This window comes from Nitrosomonas ureae, from assembly GCF_900108305.1.
Taxonomy (GTDB): Bacteria; Pseudomonadota; Gammaproteobacteria; order Burkholderiales; family Nitrosomonadaceae; genus Nitrosomonas; species Nitrosomonas ureae_B.
Genome location: NZ_FNUX01000026.1, coordinates 24,744 through 43,932 on the forward strand (window position 1 = coordinate 24,744; position 19,189 = coordinate 43,932).

Annotated in this window: 14 protein-coding genes and 2 rRNA genes; 11 read left to right on the forward strand and 5 right to left on the reverse strand. The window is 42.0% G+C overall.

Features of this window, described 5'->3' with window-relative positions:
* The first annotated feature begins 235 nt into the window (after positions 1–235).
* The 3 genes from C4S39_RS12400 (at position 236) to C4S39_RS12410 (ending at position 4,601) form a co-directional block, all read left to right on the forward strand.
* A 23S ribosomal RNA gene (locus C4S39_RS12400) occupies positions 236–3,164 on the forward strand.
* 108 nt (positions 3,165–3,272) lie between these two features.
* Positions 3,273–3,385 (forward strand): 5S ribosomal RNA (gene rrf / locus C4S39_RS12405).
* 271 nt (positions 3,386–3,656) lie between these two features.
* Positions 3,657–4,601, forward strand: coding sequence for a S49 family peptidase (locus tag C4S39_RS12410; RefSeq protein WP_103967291.1), 945 nt, complete (start codon positions 3,657–3,659; stop codon positions 4,599–4,601).
* A 92-nt stretch (positions 4,602–4,693) separates the two neighbouring features.
* Here the strand turns inward: C4S39_RS12410 and rfbD are convergent, their stop codons facing one another.
* The 4 genes from rfbD to C4S39_RS12430 all read right to left on the reverse strand — a co-directional run bounded on the left by rfbD (position 4,694) and on the right by C4S39_RS12430 (position 9,034).
* On the reverse strand, positions 4,694–5,599 hold the full coding sequence (rfbD, locus tag C4S39_RS12415) for a dTDP-4-dehydrorhamnose reductase (protein WP_103967292.1): 906 nt from the start codon (positions 5,597–5,599) through the stop codon (positions 4,694–4,696).
* Entirely contained in the window at positions 5,599–6,654 is a 1,056-nt protein-coding gene (gene rfbB / locus C4S39_RS12420; RefSeq protein WP_103967293.1) for a dTDP-glucose 4,6-dehydratase, read from the reverse strand. The genes rfbD and rfbB overlap by 1 nt, the downstream gene beginning before the upstream one ends.
* 90 nt (positions 6,655–6,744) lie before the next feature.
* Positions 6,745–8,097 (reverse strand): tRNA lysidine(34) synthetase TilS, encoded by a 1,353-nt coding sequence (tilS, locus tag C4S39_RS12425; RefSeq protein ID WP_103967294.1) that lies wholly within the window; start codon positions 8,095–8,097, stop codon positions 6,745–6,747.
* Positions 8,066–9,034 carry an acetyl-CoA carboxylase carboxyltransferase subunit alpha gene (locus C4S39_RS12430; RefSeq protein ID WP_103967295.1) on the reverse strand — a complete coding sequence of 323 codons (969 nt, stop codon included), beginning with the start codon at positions 9,032–9,034 and terminating at the stop codon, positions 8,066–8,068. Before C4S39_RS12430 ends, tilS begins: the two co-directional genes overlap by 32 nt.
* A gap of 281 nt (positions 9,035–9,315) precedes the next feature.
* On the opposite strand from C4S39_RS12430, the gene msrB (C4S39_RS12435) reads away from it, so the two are divergent.
* The 5 genes from msrB (C4S39_RS12435) (at position 9,316) to C4S39_RS12455 (ending at position 15,404) form a co-directional block, all read left to right on the forward strand.
* Positions 9,316–9,840, forward strand: coding sequence for a peptide-methionine (R)-S-oxide reductase MsrB (gene msrB / locus C4S39_RS12435; RefSeq protein ID WP_103967296.1), 525 nt, complete (start codon positions 9,316–9,318; stop codon positions 9,838–9,840).
* A gap of 118 nt (positions 9,841–9,958) precedes the next feature.
* The gene (gene msrA, locus C4S39_RS12440; RefSeq protein ID WP_258039434.1) at positions 9,959–10,501 is read left to right on the forward strand and encodes a peptide-methionine (S)-S-oxide reductase MsrA; all 543 of its coding nucleotides are present in this window, start codon (positions 9,959–9,961) and stop codon (positions 10,499–10,501) included.
* The gene (locus C4S39_RS12445; protein ID WP_258039439.1) at positions 10,461–11,627 is read left to right on the forward strand and encodes a cupin domain-containing protein; all 1,167 of its coding nucleotides are present in this window, start codon (positions 10,461–10,463) and stop codon (positions 11,625–11,627) included. Before msrA ends, C4S39_RS12445 begins: the two co-directional genes overlap by 41 nt.
* A gap of 318 nt (positions 11,628–11,945) precedes the next feature.
* Positions 11,946–13,712, forward strand: coding sequence for a hypothetical protein (locus C4S39_RS12450; RefSeq protein WP_103967299.1), 1,767 nt, complete (start codon positions 11,946–11,948; stop codon positions 13,710–13,712).
* Positions 13,713–13,868: 156 nt separating this feature from the next.
* Positions 13,869–15,404 (forward strand): M10 family metallopeptidase, encoded by a 1,536-nt coding sequence (locus C4S39_RS12455; protein WP_103967300.1) that lies wholly within the window; start codon positions 13,869–13,871, stop codon positions 15,402–15,404.
* Positions 15,405–15,540: 136 nt separating this feature from the next.
* On the opposite strand, the gene C4S39_RS12460 is transcribed toward C4S39_RS12455, so the two are convergent.
* Positions 15,541–16,710, reverse strand: a complete 1,170-nt coding sequence (locus C4S39_RS12460) for a class I SAM-dependent RNA methyltransferase (RefSeq protein ID WP_258039435.1) — start codon at positions 16,708–16,710, stop codon at positions 15,541–15,543.
* A 30-nt stretch (positions 16,711–16,740) separates the two neighbouring features.
* On the opposite strand from C4S39_RS12460, the gene msrB (C4S39_RS12465) reads away from it, so the two are divergent.
* From msrB (C4S39_RS12465) to C4S39_RS12475, 3 genes are all read left to right on the forward strand, one after another.
* On the forward strand, positions 16,741–17,208 hold the full coding sequence (gene msrB, locus C4S39_RS12465) for a peptide-methionine (R)-S-oxide reductase MsrB (protein ID WP_103967302.1): 468 nt from the start codon (positions 16,741–16,743) through the stop codon (positions 17,206–17,208).
* 8 nt (positions 17,209–17,216) lie between these two features.
* The gene (gene nhaC / locus C4S39_RS12470; RefSeq protein ID WP_103967303.1) at positions 17,217–18,632 is read left to right on the forward strand and encodes a Na+/H+ antiporter NhaC; all 1,416 of its coding nucleotides are present in this window, start codon (positions 17,217–17,219) and stop codon (positions 18,630–18,632) included.
* Between the two features lie 111 nt (positions 18,633–18,743).
* The gene (locus tag C4S39_RS12475; RefSeq protein WP_103967304.1) at positions 18,744–18,962 is read left to right on the forward strand and encodes a hypothetical protein; all 219 of its coding nucleotides are present in this window, start codon (positions 18,744–18,746) and stop codon (positions 18,960–18,962) included.
* Positions 18,963–19,189 lie beyond the last annotated feature (227 nt).

The window sequence follows — 19,189 nt, forward strand, 5'->3', positions numbered from 1 at the left end:
TAAGGCTAATGATTAGGTGGGCTTTTGGTTAGAGATTAGATCTGCTGTAAGGTATATGTAATTTTGTTCTTTAAAAAAATGGAAAAGTAAAGTATTTTGCTTGCACTAAAGAAGTATTCTTTATTGTAAGTGAAATATAGGGTTGGATTGTATCTTATAAGTTTATTGTATTATCGATATGAATTTAGATTCATGTCGATAAAATTCTTATGACAATAAGTTATTAAAGTTATAGGATCAAGTGAATAAGTGCATGTGGTGGATGCCTTGGCGATTACAGGCGATGAAGGACGTGGAAGCCTGCGAAAAGCTTCGGGGAGTTGGCAAACAAACTTTGATCCGAAGATGTCCGAATGGGGAAACCCGATTTTTGTTTAATAGGCTTTTGAGTTTTTTGTATGAAAGCAAATTAAGCAAGAATCAACTTTAACTGAATATATAGGTTAAGTGTGGCAAACCTGGTGAACTGAAACATCTAAGTAACCAGAGGAAAAGAAATCAACCGAGATTCCCAAAGTAGTGGCGAGCGAAATGGGATCAGCCTTCAATATTTAGCATCTTAAATTAATCGAATTTTCTGGAAAGTTAAGCCATAGCAGGTGATAGCCCTGTAGGTGAAAATTTGGATGTGGAACTAGGATTGAAATAAGTAGAGCGGGACACGTGAAATCCTGTTTGAAGATGGGGGGACCATCCTCCAAGGCTAAATACTCGTAATCGACCGATAGTGAACCAGTACCGTGAGGGAAAGGCGAAAAGAACCCCGGAAGGGGAGTGAAATAGATCCTGAAACCGCATGCATACAAACAGTAGGAGCTCGAAAGAGTGACTGCGTACCTTTTGTATAATGGGTCAGCGACTTACATTCAGTAGCAAGCTTAACCAAATAGGGGAAGCGTAGCGAAAGCGAGTCTTAATAGGGCGATTAGTTGCTGGGTGTAGACCCGAAACCAGATGATCTACTCATGGCCAGGATGAAGCGAAGGTAACACTTCGTGGAGGTCCGAACCCACTAATGTTGAAAAATTAGGGGATGAGCTGTGGGTAGGGGTGAAAGGCTAAACAAATCTGGAAATAGCTGGTTCTCTCCGAAAACTATTTAGGTAGTGCCTCATGTATCACCTTTGGGGGTAGAGCACTGTTATGGCTAGGGGGTCATTGAGACTTACCAAACCATTGCAAACTCCGAATACCAAAGAGTGTAAGCATGGGAGACAGACATCGGGTGCTAACGTCCGGTGTCGAAAGGGAAACAACCCAGACCCTCAGCTAAGGTCCCAAAGACACAGTTAAGTGGGAAACGAAGTGGGAAGGCATAAACAGTCAGGAGGTTGGCTTAGAAGCAGCCATCCTTTAAAGAAAGCGTAATAGCTCACTGATCGAGTCGTCCTGCGCGGAAGATGTAACGGGGCTCAAACTGTGCACCGAAGCTAGGGATTTACATTTATGTAAATGGTAGGAGAGCGTTCCGTAGGCCTGTGAAGGCGACTTGTAAAGGTCGTTGGAGGTATCGGAAGTGCGAATGCTGACATGAGTAGCGATAAAGGGAGTGAAAGACTCCCTCGCCGAAAACCCAAGGTTTCCTGTGCAACGTTAATCGACGCAGGGTAAGTCGGCCCCTAAGGCGAGGCAGAAATGCGTAGCTGATGGGAAACTGGTTAATATTCCAGTACCTTTGTTCAATGCGATGTGGGGACGGAGAAGGTTAGCTCGGCCGGGTGTTGGATGTCCCGGTTCAAGCGTGTAGATATATTGCTCTGGCAAATCCGGGCGATTTAATTGAGACGTGATAACGAAACACTCTTAGGAGTGCCAAGTGAGTGATACCATGCTTCCAGGAAAAGCCGCTAAGCTTCAGTTGAATGAAGACCGTACCGCAAACCGACACAGGTGGGTGGGATGAGAATTCTAAGGCGCTTGAGAGAACTCAGGAGAAGGAACTCGGCAAAATGACACCGTAACTTCGGGAGAAGGTGTGCCTTTAGTATGTGTAATGCTTCGCGCATGAAGCAGAATAAGGTTGCAATAAACTGGTGGCTGCGACTGTTTAATAAAAACATAGCACTCTGCAAACACGAAAGTGGACGTATAGAGTGTGACGCCTGCCCGGTGCCGGAAGGTTAAATGATGGGGTGAAAGCTCTTGATTGAAGCCCCGGTAAACGGCGGCCGTAACTATAACGGTCCTAAGGTAGCGAAATTCCTTGTCGGGTAAGTTCCGACCTGCACGAATGGCGTAACGATGGCCACACTGTCTCCTCCTGAGACTCAGCGAAGTTGAAATGTTTGTGAAGATGCAATCTCCCCGCGGCTAGACGGAAAGACCCCGTGCACCTTTACTGTAGCTTTACATTGGATTTTGATAACATTTGTGTAGGATAGGTGGGAGACTTTGAAGTGAATTCGCTAGAATTCATGGAGTCAACGTTGAAATACCACCCTGATGTTGTTGAGATTCTAACCTAGATCCATTATCTGGATTGGGGACCGTGTATGGTAGGCAATTTGACTGGGGCGGTCTCCTCCCAAATTGTAACGGAGGAGTACGAAGGTACGCTAAGTACGGTCGGAAATCGTGCTGATAGTGCAATGGCAAAAGCGTGCTTGACTGCGAGACTGACAAGTCGAGCAGGTGCGAAAGCAGGTCATAGTGATCCGGTGGTTCTGTATGGAAGGGCCATCGCTCAACGGATAAAAGGTACGCCGGGGATAACAGGCTGATTCCTCCCAAGAGTTCATATCGACGGGGGAGTTTGGCACCTCGATGTCGGCTCATCACATCCTGGGGCTGTAGCCGGTCCCAAGGGTATGGCTGTTCGCCATTTAAAGTGGTACGTGAGCTGGGTTTAAAACGTCGTGAGACAGTTTGGTCCCTATCTGCCGTGGGCGCTGGAAATTTGAGAGGACCTGCTCCTAGTACGAGAGGACCGGAGTGGACGCACCTCTGGTGTACCGGTTATGACGCCAGTCGTATCGCCGGGTAGCTATGTGCGGAAGAGATAACCGCTGAAAGCATCTAAGCGGGAAACTCTCCTCAAGATAAGATTTCCCGAGGATTTAATCCTCCTAAAGGTTCGTCGAAGACTACGACGTTGATAGGTCGGGTGTGTAAGCATAGTGATATGTTAAGCTAACCGATACTAATTGACCGTGTGGCTTGATCCTATAACTATAATAATTTAATAGTTAAAATAAAGTCTTATGGATTACTCTAATCTTATTTACTTTTCCGAAAATTAAATGATAAAATTATCGTTTAATTAACAAGTTACGCTTGGCGGCCATAGCGCTTTGGACCCACTTCTTCCCATCTCGAACAGAACTGTGAAACGAAGCTGCGCCGATGATAGTGTGTATTCGCATGTGAAAGTAGGTTACCGCCAGGCACTCATTAACAAGACCCATCACTTTAATTTGTGATGGGTTTTTTTATTTTAGCGATAATACGAAAAGATAGCCCCCTTCGCTGCGAACGACGAGAAACCGAATTTGAAATAAGAAAAGTTAGATTATTCCGATTTCTTTTATTCACGAATACTAATAATTTACCTTATTTCGATTGAGATCATATCAAATATATATCGCGTATGATTATCAGTTCTCTTTATCGTTGCTTGGTTTAAGTTTTTAATTTCTGTTTTTATGGGTAAAATGATTATGAAAGAATCCGATCTTAAGGAAGATGGCTGGGAAAGAAATTTACTCGAAAATCTTGCTTTAGCTTCTTTAAATGAGCAGAAACGCGCGCGTAGATGGGGAATATTTTTTAAGCTAGTTACTTTCTTCTATCTTTTTATTCTATTATTTTTTGCATTAGGCTGGATTGACGATGGGAAAGTTAGACTGACAGACAAACATACTGCATTGATAGATTTAAGAGGAACAATTACCGCTGATAATATGAACAGCGCTGATAAGATAAATAGCAGCCTACGATCAGCATTTCAAGATAAAAATACGAAAGGTGTTATTTTACGAATAAACAGTCCCGGAGGAAGTCCAGTTCAAGCAGGATATATTAACGATGAAATACGCCGTTTACGTGCTAAATATCCAGATATCCCTCTTTACGCGGTTGTCGTGGATATATGTGCGTCAGGGGGGTACTATATAGCGGTTGCTGCAGATGAAATATATGTAGATAAAGCAAGTTTGATCGGATCCATTGGTGTATTGATGGATAGCTTTGGTTTTACAGGGGCTTTGGAGAAACTTGGTATTGAAAGACGTTTGTTAACCGCCGGTGAAAATAAAAGCTTTTTAGATCCTTTTTCGCCATTGGATCCAATTCAAATAGATCATGCTACAAAATTATTACGTGAAGTACATGAGCAGTTTATTCAGGTTGTTAAGCAAGGAAGAGGAGAACGCCTGAAGAATGATTCAGATATATTCAGTGGGATTATCTGGACCGGTCAGAAAAGTATTGATTTGGGACTTACTGATGCAATAGGTAGTGCGGAGTATGTTGCTCGTGAAATTATTAAAGCTGAAACGCTTACTGATTTCACGCCTCGTGAGGGACTTTCAGATGTATTTTCCAAGCGCTTTAGTCAAATTATTTCAAATATTATATTTGACTCTGGGTGGACTATTAGGTAAAACATGACCCTTAAGAAATTAAATCTCAATCGCCATTGCGTTTCCTAGGATGATCTGGTATGAATTATTCATAACGGATTGTTTATATTAATTTAAAGTTTTTTATTGTACAATATTTCTGTTAATATACGGGACACGCCGACTTGCCAAGCTGGCAAACTTATTTGAAATGTGTTTCCCAATTTGTTCGTATTCAAGCGTGAATTAAGGGGCCGTTTGGCTGGTAGGGGAAACTCAACGCTTGAAGTTGAATCTATGTCACTCGAGTGAATTTTAAGTGGAAGATTTCTTTCCTCAACATATTCCAGAATAAATTTAGCGAACTCGTACCAGGATATATATCCTTTTGCCGTTAGGTTAAACAAGCCGGAAATCTCTGGTTTATGCTTTACTGTAAACAACGCATAAGCTGTGATATCAGCGATTAATTCTGCGCTTGTTGGCGAACCTATCTGATCATTCACAATAGTTAACTTATCCCGATTCTGTGCTAAGTAAAGAATCGTTTTGATGAAATTGTTTCCAAAAGTTGAATAAATCCAGCTAGTACGGAATATCAAGTGTGAGCAACCTGATGTCAGTATATTCTCGTCACCTTCCAGTTTTGTTTTGCCATAATGATTTAGAGGATCAGCGGTATCAGTTTCAACATAAGGTTGACTGCCACTGCCGTTATAAACATAATCTGTTGAATAATGAATTAACCTCGCATTCTGTTCTTTTGCCCCTTGCGCCAATATCTTAGGCGCTTCTGCGTTAAGGATTTGTGCTAATTCTGGTTCATTTTCTGCTTTATCGACAGCGGTATAAGCTGCGGCATTAACAATGACATTGGGCTCAGTCTTTTGAATTGTTTGTTTGATACCCTTAAGATTAGAAAGATCACCGCACAATTCCCTGCTTGCTGAATCTAAAGAAATGAGTTCCCCTAAAGGTGCTAGACTTCGCTGTAGCTCCCATCCTAGTTGTCCATTTTTGCCTAAAAGTAAGATTCTCATTATTTTAACTCGGTATAATTTTTTTTAATCCACTCGCGATATGCTCCGGTCTGGATATCTGCTACCCATTCTTGATTATTAAGATACCAATGAACGGTTTTACGAATTCCTGTTTCAAAGGTTTCTGCCGGTTTCCAACTTAATTCTTTTTCGATCTTAATAGCATTAATAGCATAGCGCCGATCATGGCCAGGACGATCTTTGACGTAAGTAATCAAATTATGAAATCCTACACTCGGATAAATTTCTTCAAGTATCGTACATATCGTTTTTACGATTTCAATATTTGGCTTTTCATTCCAGCCTCCGATATTGTAAGTTTCTCCTGGAATGCCTCCTTCTAGGATACGACGAATGGCACTGCAATGATCCGAAACAAAAAGCCAATCACGAATTTGTAAACCATCCCCATAAATAGGTAAGGGTTTTTGTGCAAGAGCATTAACAATGACTAGTGGTATCAATTTTTCCGGAAATTGAAAAGGGCCATAATTGTTTGAACAATTTGTGGTAAGTACGGGTAAACCATAGGTATGATGGAACGCGCGCACTAAATGATCGCTGGAAGCTTTGCTGGCTGAATAGGGACTATTGGGTTGATATCTATGATTTTCTGTGAATGCAGGCTCGTTGGACGCTAACGAACCATAAACTTCATCGGTTGAAACATGGAGAAAGCGGAAATTCTGTTTTGCTGCGGTTGAAAGATTATTCCAATAAGCTCGAATGGATTCTAACAAACGAAATGTTCCTAAGATATTGGTTTGAATAAAATCTTCGGGCCCATGAATTGAGCGGTCGACGTGGCTTTCTGCAGCTAAGTTGATAATTGCGCGTGGCTGATACTGCGTTAATATTTGATCGATCAGTTGTGTATCAGCAATGTCTCCTTGTATAAAGATATGTCGGGGATCTTTAGCTACTGACAGTAAATTTTTTAGATTTCCGGCATAAGTCAATTTATCAAGATTTACAACTTCTTCGTCAGATTGCGTTAACCAATCTAAAACGAAATTACTTCCAATAAATCCTGCGCCTCCGGTGACAAAAATCATTTTGCTTTCCTATAAAAATAAGTGATCCGGAACGACAATTCTTGTGATATAGGAACTCGTAATTCAAAACACATAATTTCTTGTTGTTTGTTACATAGGGTGCCATATAGGCAAGATTCCGAACTCATCCGATTTTACTTGAAATTCGCAATCAATGCCGATATCAGGAGCCCATATCAGTTTTTCTCCATAAAATATTAAAGGTATTGTGTTACGCTCCCATGGTGGAATTGATGCTTCTTGCAGCAAATTTTTCAAGCTTCTTCGTGGACGATTGCAAGCCGGCATAAAACGTTCACCACCTTTACGTGAGCGGATGGTAATCAATTCAGTCAATATTTTCTTTCGACTAATGCCCTGGCTTTTTACGTCTGTAAAGCAGATAGTGCCGTTAAAATGATCCAGTACTAAATGGCTTTCTCCATTCCATATATAATGTGCAGAACCTGAAGGAGAAATTTTACTGGATAAGATATAAATTGAGCCTTTGTGACAGCGAATTTCAGTATTCCCGAAACTGATGCAAGGTTGACTATCTGGTCCTGCCGACAAAATCTGGTGCAGAATGGTTTCTAATTTTACTGTGCTAGGAAGTGTTATATCCCGTTGTGCCAGATTGTAACGTAGCAGATTTTTAGCGCGAGCAAAGCTAAGCATGTGTATGTTGCTAATTTGGATTTTTCCTGAAACCGTACAATATTCATTATCCATGGCGGCTAACTCATCCAGCAGCAATGAAGCTTCGGAAAAATGGCGGCTGGTGCGTAGCAATGTTTTGGAATAATTAGGATATCGTTTTTTTAATGTCGGTAAAATTTCATGGCGGAGAAAATTTCTATTGAAAATAATACTGTCATTACTTTCGTCCTTGATCCAGTTTAATTTGTTTAATCGCCCATAACTTTCTATTTCATCGCGAGAAATTTCTAATAAGGGACGCAGTATTTGTGGTATTGCTGTAGACGATAGCCTTCTGACTGAAGGCATGCCACATAACCCTTTTATGCCAGCGCCACGAAATAATTGTAATAACAATGTTTCTGCTTGGTCATCTAAATGTTGCGCTAATACCACATAATTTGCTTGTATTTGACTAAATACGCGATATCGTTCTTCTCGAGCTTTTGCTTCAAGGCTTTCACCAGTCTCTTTCTTGATTTTTAAATAAGCAATATAAATAGAAATACCGTAAGAATGGCATAGTTGACAACAAAATTTACTCCAAAGGGTTGCATTGCTGCTTATACCGTGATTGATGTGTACCGCGGATAGCGTTAGAGGAATTTCTCTAGAAAGAGTGGCGAGTGTATGCAGCAAAACAACTGAATCAACACCACCACTCAGAGCGACAACTAAGTGGTCACCCGGCTTGATGTGAGCGAGTAATGCATCCCGAACATTATGCAGGAAATTAATCGACTTTAACTTCCTTGAATGAACCATATGCCATAAGCCGTTCCAGACGTTTTTCTAAGAGTGTTTCGATAGAGTGGTCTTGGAGTTTACGCAGAGACTCCTGTAAAACATTTTTTACCGCCTGCATAGTTGCCGGATAGTCACGATGAGCGCCGCCCACAGGCTCAGTAATTACACTATCCACTAAATTAAACGATTTTAGTCGATCAGCTGTGATGCCCATAATTTCAGCTGCTTCTGGTGCTTTGTCCGCACTTTTCCATAAAATTGAGGCACAACCCTCTGGAGATATCACTGAGTAAGTGGAATATTGCAACATATGAATTACATCACCTACCGCTACCGCCAAGGCTCCCCCTGAACCGCCTTCCCCAATAATTACGCAAATAATGGGAATTTTGAGTTGTGCCATGACATAGAGATTCTTGCCAATGGCTTCTGATTGCCCTCGTTCTTCCGCATCGATTCCTGGATATGCTCCGGGAGTATCGATAAAAGTAATTAACGGGATAGAAAATTTCTCTGCCAAGTACATTAAACGCAGGGCTTTACGATACCCCTCCGGTTTGGGCATGCCAAAATTCCGGTAAATTTTTTCCCTCGTGTCGCGTCCTTTTTGATGTCCGATTACCATGATAGTCTGCCCGTTAAAACGAGCCAGACCGGCCACAATTGCATGATCATCAGAAAAATTACGATCACCGTGTAATTCTTCGAAATCAGTAAATAGGTGCTCGACATAATCCAGTGTATACGGACGTTGCGGGTGCCGAGCAACTTGTGATATTTGCCAGGGAGTCAGTTTTGCATAAACATTTTTTGTGAGAGACTGGCTTTTAGCTTGTAAACGCGCGATTTCTGCTGAAATATCCAGTGCAGAATCATCTTGCGCAAAACGTAATTCCTCAATTTTTGATTCAAATTCAGCAATACTTTGCTCAAATTCCAGAAAAGTTATTTTCATGTAGGCTGAGATATAATCTTAAAACCGTGATGATACAGGATTTGTAGAGGAATCTGCAGAGTGCGGAGTATGCCTGAAACTTAGTGTCAGCCAATAGATCAAATTTCAGTAAAGCAAATAAGCTGATGAGAATCTGCTGAATTATTAACAGGCTTACGATTTGCTGGAAGTGATTAAAGCGGCAATGGCGCTAAGATTGAATTAATAAATTGCATTCTCAGGGTGTCGTTATTGCTTGATAGTCTGTTATGTATCGATGTCAATGTTGCGAGGGATTTCTTATGAAGCGGCGTACCTTTCTGCAGGGAATGAGTTTAGCCAGTGCATTACCTGTAACGATGCTTTTTATTCCTGATCAGTCGCTTGCCATAACCGTTAATGGCGCACCGATTGAGCGGTTGAAGAAATCTCCTAAAGAGTGGCGTAGTCTAGTGTCTCCAGAAGCTTTCCGGGTATTATTTCACGAGCACACCGAGGATCCGGGCAGCAGCGAATTGAGTCACGAACATCGAGAAGGAACTTTCATATGTGCTGCATGCTATCTGCCTTTGTTTGAAAGTCAATATAAGTATGAGAGCGGAAGCGGATGGCCAAGTTTTACACAACCTATTTCTGGACACATTAGTACTAAGCGTGATTTTAAATTGATTATTCTGCGGATAGAGTATCACTGTACACGTTGTGGAGGGCATCAGGGTCATGTTTTTAAGGATGGCCCACCACCCAGAAATGAACGATGGTGCAATAATGGAGTTGCGCTGAAATTTATCCAGAAAGCGGATCAACTACCAGCGCTTAGGGGGTAATTTTATGTGGGAGCGAGTTTTGCATCTATGGTATTTTTTTAATGTGATTTTGTTATCTATATTCGTGAGTGGGTGTCAACAAATTGATTCAATGATTGCTGAATCGGAATCTGTTTATTTGACGAATGAGAACTTAGATACCGCAATTTTTGCCGGCGGCTGTTTTTGGTGTACCGAGTCTGATTTTGACAAGATGCAGGGCGTGATATCGACGATATCCGGCTATATTGGAGGTACAGTTGCAAATCCAACCTATGAGCAAGTAGTTGCCGGAAAAACGGGGCATGTTGAGGCAGTCATGGTTTATTTTGATAAAACAAAAACCAGCTATTCCAAGCTACTGAATGCCTATTGGCTTACCATTGATCCGTTAACCCCTGATCGGCAGTTTTGTGATACTGGCGCGCAATATCGTAGTGCAATTTTTTATCGCGATTCTGAGCAAAAGGAACAGGCTGAGATTTCGAAAAAGATGCTGGATCAATCAGGAAGATTTACTAAGCCCGTAGTCACTGAAATCTTACTCGCGACAGAGTTTTATCGAGCTGAAGAGTACCATCAGGATTATTATCAGAAAAATCCGTTGCGATATAAATATTACCGGAACAATTGTGGACGGGATAAACGCTTGGAAGAATTGTGGGGAACTCGGCATCAATAATATTAAGACAATTTCATTGGGAGGAATTACCCCCAAAGATTTTCTAAGGGATTACTGGCAGAAACGTCCGTTGCTGATCAGAAATGCATTGCCTGGGTTTAGCGGTTTGTTAACGTGCGATGAGCTGATAAAGCATGCATGTACTGAAGATGTGCAATCTCGTCTAGTTATCCATAAAAAAGGAAAATGGCATCTCCAACATGGTCCCTTAAACGAGTATGATTTTACCAAGCTGCCTAAAAAGCAATGGACTTTACTGGTACAGGAAGTAAATCATTTTCTCCCTTCCGCTCGTGATTTGTTGAAAAAATTTTGCTTTATTCCACATACTCGCCTGGATGATTTGATGGTGAGTTATGCGCCTAAAGGCGGTGGGATCGGACCGCATTTCGATTCTTATGATGTGTTTCTGTTGCAGGGTATGGGCTCCAGGCGCTGGCAAATATCTTCTCAACAGGATGATCAATTTATTGCCGATGCTCCGCTTAGGATATTGAAAGATTTTTTGCCGGAACAGGAATGGGTGCTTAATGCCGGAGATATGCTTTATTTGCCTCCCAAATATGCTCATAACGGTATCGCTGAAACTGATTGTATGACTTATTCCATTGGGTTTCGCGCACTTAGCCATTATGAGCTAATGATGCAATTTCTAGTTTATTTACAAGATAACTTAGCCGTGGAGGGTAGGTATTCGGATCCTGATTTGCGATTGCAAGCTCATCCGTCAGAAATCAACGCGGCAATGCTGTTTCAAGTAAATTCGATTCTGAAAAAGATTAGATGGAATCGCATCGATATTCAAAACTTTCTTGGTATTTATCTTTCAGAACCGAAACCGCATGTTTTTTTTGAGCAACCGATAAATCCCATGAGTTCGGATTTATTTCTACGGCAAATTATGAAAAATGGCGTACAACTTAACTTAAAAAGTAGAATGTTAAGTGGAGTCAATAAGTTATTTATGAATGGTGAAATTTTTGAAGTTGACGATGATGCATATCATTTGTTGATTAGGTTGGCTAATGATCAAGAAATATTGCCACCCCTATATATGGATGAAGAATCTGAGGAAGTGCTTTATCAGTGGTATATCAATGGATATGTAGAAGTGATCAAAGATTAATTGGTCATTTATTAAACATAATTTATCGATTCTGTATGAAGTGACAATTGCGCAGACCTGACAAAGCTTATATTCGCAATAATTTTTTGCGAGCAGTAAGTAACAAATTTTGGAAAACAAGCTAGGAATTTATTGTGAAAGCGCCCGAGAGATTTGTTTTGCTTAGCCAAACTGAGGTGTACTTATCAAGCAAGAAGGCTCTCGCCAAGATAGCTGGAAATTCCGCCAATGCGATTGAGCGATTTAAGTTTCCGGCCATTATATGCTTGAATTAGTTGCGCAGTGCGATCTGATAAACCAGATCGCAAAGGAGAGAATATGGCTACCAATATTGCTTATACACCGGATACCGCTATCACTAAAGCCATGTTTAACTTTGATGCATTCGGTTTGTCCAATTACAAACTCGGCGGCATCATCCGCGTTTCCGTTTCGGATGACTTTAGCCAGAACGATTATCTGAATTCAAATTATTCCAATTTCAATCCAATACTTTATACGAGCGGCACAAACGAGGTTACATGGACCACTCGCATGGAGAGTAATATTCAAGCTATTCTGCAGACCTACTCGCAATTTGCAAATATTACTTTTCAGTGGATAGGAGACTATGACAGCTTAACAAACAGCATCGATACTACGCCAAATCCTGAAGATGTCGGCAGGGCCGATGCTTCCGATATCAACATTAATTGGGTTTATCGTTCGGACGTGAATTTTGCCGGAATTTCGGGCGGGAATACCGATAGTTTTCTGTTGAACTATACAGGAGGGGCAAGTGATATTTTTCTTAACGCTTATACACCAAAATTCAACGGCGATTTAACATTGGATTTAAATACACGGGCCCGGCAAACTCTGATGCATGAATTGGGGCACTCGCTAGGTCTTTCTCATCCTCATAGTACATATAACGTCAGCACTGGTAAACCTACCATTACCACAGATTACGCTGCTACCAAAGATCTTGGATTTGCTCAGCTTGGCTTTCGTATAAACAGCGCAGAAGATATGTACAAGGAATATTTTACGATCATGTCGTATGATAATCAGCATTCCTTGCTGCCTGGCTCAAGCGTTATTTTTCAGGCTTATACACCGATGATTCTGGATGTGATCGCATTGCAACAGGCTTACGGTGAAGGTGTCGGAACGAGTGGATCAAGCAATGATACGATCACAGCAGGTGTGGCGGGGTATCGAACCTACTTCGATACGGACGGCATAGATACGGTCGATCTATCAGAGTATGTCGGTGGCGCTTACTTAAATATGGGGGTTAACATCACGGGTGCTACGCATTTAGTCGGAGTATCCGTGAGTACCTTTGATGTGCAAAATACCATTTCCTTGGGCAAGGATCCTGCCAATTTGCGTTGGTTCTATGGAGAATATGAGAAAGCTTTCGGTTCAGCAGCGGCCGACCAGATTATTGGCAATTCACTTGATAATGTGATTGATGGTGAAGGTGGCGATGACATTCTCATGGGAGGAGGAGGCAACGATAGCTTAAACGGTAGCGGCGGGGATGATAATCTCAATGGGCAAGAAGGCATTGATGTAGCTATCTATACGAGCAACCACAACACCTTTACCCTCACCCGTGACACCAATCGCGGCGTTATCATTCACGATAACACAAGCATAGAAGGAACTGACACGCTGAACGAGATTGAACGGATCAGTTTTAGTGACGAATATCTCGCATTGGATATTGATGGTAATGCCGGTATTACTGCCAAAACGCTTGGCGCAGTATTTGGTGCAGGTTCGGTTGCAAACAAAGAATATGTGGGAATCGGATTGGAATTTCTGGATAGTGGATGGAGTTATGGCAGCTTGATGGAATTAGCCTTGAGTATCAAACTGGGAGCGAATGCAAACCCTAATAATATCGTTAACTTGCTGTATACCAATGTCGTAGGTACTGCGCCATCGCTCAACGACTTGAATTATTATGTTGAGCTACTCCAGAAGGGCATTTACACGGAATCCGGTTTGGGTATGCTGGCGGCTGATTCAGCAATAAACGCCGGCAATATCGATCTCATCGGATTAGCGGCGACAGGACTGGAATTTGTATAATAACAATTTGATTAACAGAGAAGGAGGAGTACGACTTGTTTATTTTTTTGTTGAACGAATGGAACATTAGATGGAATTCACCTCAACAATTAAATCCAGATCCTGCATTGAATAGCTTCTTTCCCTGATATTTAATTCGTTATTCGAGATTCATTAATGCCATCGCCTTTTATTTCCAGTGAGATTACTCACGTTGATCCAGCCAATGATACGATTGACTCACTATTGAGCATTTCTCGTTGGGCAAGCACAACGATTTCATATAGTTTTCCAATTAGCAATAATCCATTATTTTGGTCGTCGCTTGCGGGAGGATATGGTTTTCAATTTGGTGATGGTGAGCCATGGAATAGCGCTTTCGTCCCGCTCACCACAGCAGATCAAACCAATTTTGTAAGAGCGTTACAGCAATGGGCCAACGTTGCTAATCTGAATTTTGTACAAGTGGCGGAAACAGCCAGTGAAGTGGGGGATATACGTGCAGCCTATACTGAAGATCCGGATGAATCAACCCTTGCTTGGACTTATCTTCCCAGTCCCAGTACGCCAGCAGGTGATATTTGGATTAACACGAAAGGCCTTCTTCGTTTTCAGGATTGGAATCCAGGTAGCATTTCTTTTGAAACCATCTTACATGAGCTTGGCCATGCTTTGGGTCTCGAACATCCATTTGCGGATCCCAATAATCCATCAAAAGTTGCATTGCCGAGAGAACTGGATAACACCCGACATACCATCATGAGCTATACCTACTCAAATTTGGAGGGTGATGAAGGTACGGAATTTTCCTTTCATCCCACCACGCCGATGGTACTTGATATTTCTGCCATACAATTTCTGTATGGCTCTAACAATTTTTATCATACTGCTAATGATATTTACACTTATGATGACGCAAGCGCCTACCACGAAACCATCTGGGATGCAGGCGGTTCCTCCGATACCATTCGGTATGCAGGTGCAATCCCGAGTTTGATTGATTTGAATCCGGTGAGTGCATCGCAGATAGGTCAGCCGGTATATGTGCAATCCAATGGCGTAAATATCGGTTCGCCAATTCATAATATATGGATTGCTGATAATGTGACGATCGAGAATGCTATTGGTGGTCAAGGAAATGATATATTCATAGGTAACAGCGCCAGCAATAGCCTGGATGGAGGAGAAGGGACAGATACCGTGGTGATCGGATTCCCGCGCCATCAATTTACTTTCGGTAAATCTTCCGGCAATTACTTTATCGCGGCTAACGTCAATCCCGCTAATCAAGACATACTATTGAATATTGAGCGCGTAGAATTCGACGACATTGGACTGGCACTTGATCTAGATGGTCATGCAGGCGAGGTTGCAAAGCTGCTTGGTGCAGTATTTGGCGCTTCTAGCGTTGCCAATCAGGAATATGCCGGTATCGGCCTGACCAAAGCTGATGAAGGTTTGAGCTACGAACAGTTAGGTGAATTTGCTATCAATGCTGCAAACCTTACTCAGCACGATGAAATTGTAACCCTGTTATGGCAAAATCTTTTCGGAATCATTCCAGCACAAAGCGATAAATCGCCCTACATCAATATGCTCGATAATGGTGAAATATCAGTCGGTTCTTTAGCCATGCTGGCCGCAGACAGTGAAGTGAATGCGCAAAACATTCATTTAACTGAACTCATGCAAACAGGTCTTGCATACATTTAACCCGGTTGATTTGCAGTTGTCTTGTTATAAGCTGCCTTAACGGTGGCCTGGGTAGCGGCATCGCGCCGATTGATTCTGATTATCGAGCGCCAAACTGGAATAAACTGCGGCGAGTTTTGCGAAGCGCCAACGGAGCTCAAGTATTCGATCGCTCGGGACGATTAAATACAGCCAATATTTCAATGTGATGTGTGTGGGGAAACAAATCAATCAATTGAATTTCATCGATCAAAAAACCGTTTTGATTAAAAAACCAGGCATCGCGCGCAAAAGTTTCCGGGTTACACGAGAAATAGATAATCGTTCTTAAGGCCCTAAATCCATTAAAGAATCCGTTGTGCTTTTTTAATCCCGCACGTGGTGGATCGAGTATCAGCATTTTTGCATCATTGATTCGCTGCTGCAGTTTTTTCCAGACTAATGGATCAAACAGATCGTATTTCTGAGGCATTACCTTATCGAAATTCTTTGTTTTAAGTTGTTGAATTGCATTATCGTCAGATTCCAATGCAATTATCGAGGTGCAATTTGATTCGGCTATGATTTGAGTAAGATTGCCTGAGCCGCAGAATAATTCTACCACCTTGCCAGAACAGGGATTATTGGCCAGTTTTTCTTTTAACCAGGACTGCATCCATGCATTCTGTGAGGTATTACCTTGTTTGAAAGAGCGTTTCTGATTAATGAGAATTTCATTAGTTTGCATATCATCATCCAGTTCGATGAAATTCCAATTTTGATCGTCATTAATTTGCCAGTTCGTGTTGGGTAATTGCTGGATAGCTGTTTTTAATAAATTTCTGCAGGAATCATTGAGTACGATGCAATCTTTGATCGGTACGATTTGATATGAGTTTTCAGACACAAAACCCAGTTGCACGCCATCGGTTTTTACTTGGCAGCGATTGCGATAACCATAGGATTGTGGAGCAGGGTGAACAGGGTTGATAGTAAGTTGCGTGGTATCAAATCCGACTCTTTTCATCGCATATATGAAGCGATTTCTTTTTTGCTCAAGTTGACTTGTATAATCGGCAATCATCCAAGGACAACCGGTGCAGGCATTTTTTTCCTGATTCAGGTGCGGGCATATGGGTATTTGTCTGTGTACTGAGGGTTTCAGCAGATGCAGCAGTTTTGCGTAGGCGAATTTTTTATTACCGAGGGGCTTGTTAATGACTGCAAATTCGCCGCTATCGCCCGGCCAGGTGCCATAAACAAAGTAGGACATGTTATTCTGAGCATTCTTGACAACGCCGAGACCTTTTTGCGATAAGTGGGTAACTGTGCCAATAAATTTCATCATCAATAGGTGAGCAGAAAAGGAAAAACCACAATGGCTAATCCGTATGAAAATTTTAAAAAAGACCCAGAATTACTGAAAGATGACTTAACGTCACTTCAGTATCAGGTCACGCAACACGCTGGTACCGAACCACCATTTCAGAATGAATTCTGGAATCACATGACCGAAGGTATCTATGTGGATATTGTATCGGGTGAACCGTTGTTTGCGTCGATTCATAAATTTGATTCGGGCACCGGTTGGCCGAGTTTTTATCAACCGATAAGTGAACAGTATATCCAATTCAAAACCGATCATGAGCTTTGGACGCCGCGCACTGAAGTTCGCAGTCGATATGCGGATAGTCATTTAGGCCATGTTTTTGAGGACGGTCCAGCACCGACTGGCCGGCGATATTGTATAAATTCCGCAGCGCTCAAATTCATTAAAAAGGAGGATTTGCAGGCGAAGGGGTATGGTAACTGGGTGGCATTATTCGAAGATGAAACATTGAAATGAAGTAGCCGATGACTGAACAAGATGTGTCGATAGACGAGTTATCAATTGCCTGTCGGTTGCCGTCATTTTTCCATGCAGTATTTTGCTTTGCTGGGGTATTGCTGCTGATTTCACTTGGGTTGTTTGTTTGGCAAGCCAGCTTGCACGCGCTCATTTTTCTGGCATTAATCTGGGTCAGCATACAAGCGCGCGGGCTGGGCTATTCGTTTGTTGCTATCCGCCACATGATGGATGCGGGTGTTACCAAAGCGTTGCCGGCAATTTATATTTTTCTGTTGATAGGCATGGTGATTGCCAGTTTTATGCAAAGCGGCACTATTGCCAGTTTGTTATATTACGGACTGGATTGGCTTAATCCCAGCATATTCCTGGTAGCGGGATTTGTTTTGTGTAGTTTAATGTCGATTGCTACTGGCACTTCATGGGGAACTGTCGGAACTGTCGGCATAGTGTTAATTGGTATCGGTGATGCAATGAGTATTCCGTTACCCTTGGTAGCGGGGGCAATCGTTTCCGGCGCGACCTTCGGTGATAAATTGTCACCCATTTCCGATACCACTAATCTTGCTGCCATGAGTGCGGGTACCAATCTTTATCGCCATATCGGTTCGATGCTTTATACCACCGTACCAACGTTTATCATCGTTCTGATCATTTTTACTGTATGGGGCATGCAATATGGCGGAAATGCTTTGCCCGGAAATTATGTCAATGAAATTCGTGGCGCATTGGCAAGTGTTTATCAGTTGGATTTGTGGGTGACATTATTGCCTTTGTTGCTGATGCTTGGATTGAGTATTCAGCGTTATACTGCGGAAGTTAGTATGTCGTGCAGTATTCTGCTGGCGATGTTGGTCGCTGTGGTGTATCAGGGCAGAGATGGCGTCGATGTAATCAATGCACTGTGGATAAATTCGCCGGAAACTACCGGTATTGAAAGCATCGATGCCTTGCTTGGGAGCGGTGGTATATACAGCATGGCTTGGACGTTGTTATTGTCTATCATGGCGCTGGCGCTGGGTGGCATCATGCATCATGCGGGCTTTCTCCGTGTGCTATTGCTACAAATCATTTCACGCATCCAGCGCATTAGTGCATTAATCTTTGCCACAATCGCAGCGGGATTTTTCGGCAATATGGCTATGGGTGAAGCGTATATATCGATAATTCTTAATTGTCAGTTATTTAAAGGCGCATATCAGGAGAAAGAATTAGATCATGCCGTATTGTCTCGCTCGGTGGAAGAAGGTTCTACTTTGACGACCGGATTAATTCCTTGGACCACGGCAGGTACTTTTTATGCGGTCACACTGGGAGTTCCGACGTTGGATTACGCAGGGTATGCTTTATTGAATTTGCTGAATCCTCTTGTTTCCATTGTTATGGCGACTTTGGGGATTGGGTTGCTACAGAAAGAGCGTTAGTATCAATACGAATAGCGCCTGTCTTGTGTCGCATTAACGGTATGCTTATTCTGAAAATAAGCCCAATTCCCTAATTTACTGATTCTTTATTTCTGATGGATGTTATGAAAAATGAATGAGAAAAAAGTTAACGAAAAACCTGCCGTTTCGGTCGGATTGAATATTGCAATTATTGTGGGTACTATAATTTTTCCTATTGTGGGGATAGCGATGGGATATGCCTATTATAGAAGGGATCATCCGGATATGAAGACAGCAGGCAAGAATTGGCTAATACTCGGAATAATTATATTTTTAGTAAATATCTTATTAGTTTATGTCATGAGATAAATTTATCAAGGATTCCAATATTCATTGGATGAAAATATTTCTGCTGATATTGGAGTAATGATGCTTATCCCTTTAGTTATTGTGAGTAAAGGGGAAAGGGGGAGAAGGAGGGAAAGGAACCATGGATTATGAAAGGTAATTTTATGACAAATGACTTGACTTTGAACCCCAAGGTCGACTAGCCTGAGAGGTGTAGCTAAAAGCTGGGTAGAATAATATAAGTTTTA

Coding starts and splice junctions, on each gene's coding strand:
- C4S39_RS12410 (WP_103967291.1), top strand. CDS start 3,657: ATGAAAGAATCCGATCTTAAGGAAGATGGCTGGGAAAGAAATTTACTC.
- rfbD (WP_103967292.1), bottom strand. CDS start 5,599: ATGAGAATCTTACTTTTAGGCAAAAATGGACAACTAGGATGGGAGCTA.
- rfbB (WP_103967293.1), bottom strand. CDS start 6,654: ATGATTTTTGTCACCGGAGGCGCAGGATTTATTGGAAGTAATTTCGTT.
- tilS (WP_103967294.1), bottom strand. CDS start 8,097: ATGGTTCATTCAAGGAAGTTAAAGTCGATTAATTTCCTGCATAATGTT.
- C4S39_RS12430 (WP_103967295.1), bottom strand. CDS start 9,034: ATGAAAATAACTTTTCTGGAATTTGAGCAAAGTATTGCTGAATTTGAA.
- msrB (WP_103967296.1), top strand. CDS start 9,316: ATGAAGCGGCGTACCTTTCTGCAGGGAATGAGTTTAGCCAGTGCATTA.
- C4S39_RS12450 (WP_103967299.1), top strand. CDS start 11,946: ATGGCTACCAATATTGCTTATACACCGGATACCGCTATCACTAAAGCC.
- C4S39_RS12455 (WP_103967300.1), top strand. CDS start 13,869: ATGCCATCGCCTTTTATTTCCAGTGAGATTACTCACGTTGATCCAGCC.
- C4S39_RS12460 (WP_258039435.1), bottom strand. CDS start 16,710: ATGATGAAATTTATTGGCACAGTTACCCACTTATCGCAAAAAGGTCTC.
- msrB (WP_103967302.1), top strand. CDS start 16,741: ATGGCTAATCCGTATGAAAATTTTAAAAAAGACCCAGAATTACTGAAA.
- nhaC (WP_103967303.1), top strand. CDS start 17,217: ATGACTGAACAAGATGTGTCGATAGACGAGTTATCAATTGCCTGTCGG.
- C4S39_RS12475 (WP_103967304.1), top strand. CDS start 18,744: ATGAATGAGAAAAAAGTTAACGAAAAACCTGCCGTTTCGGTCGGATTG.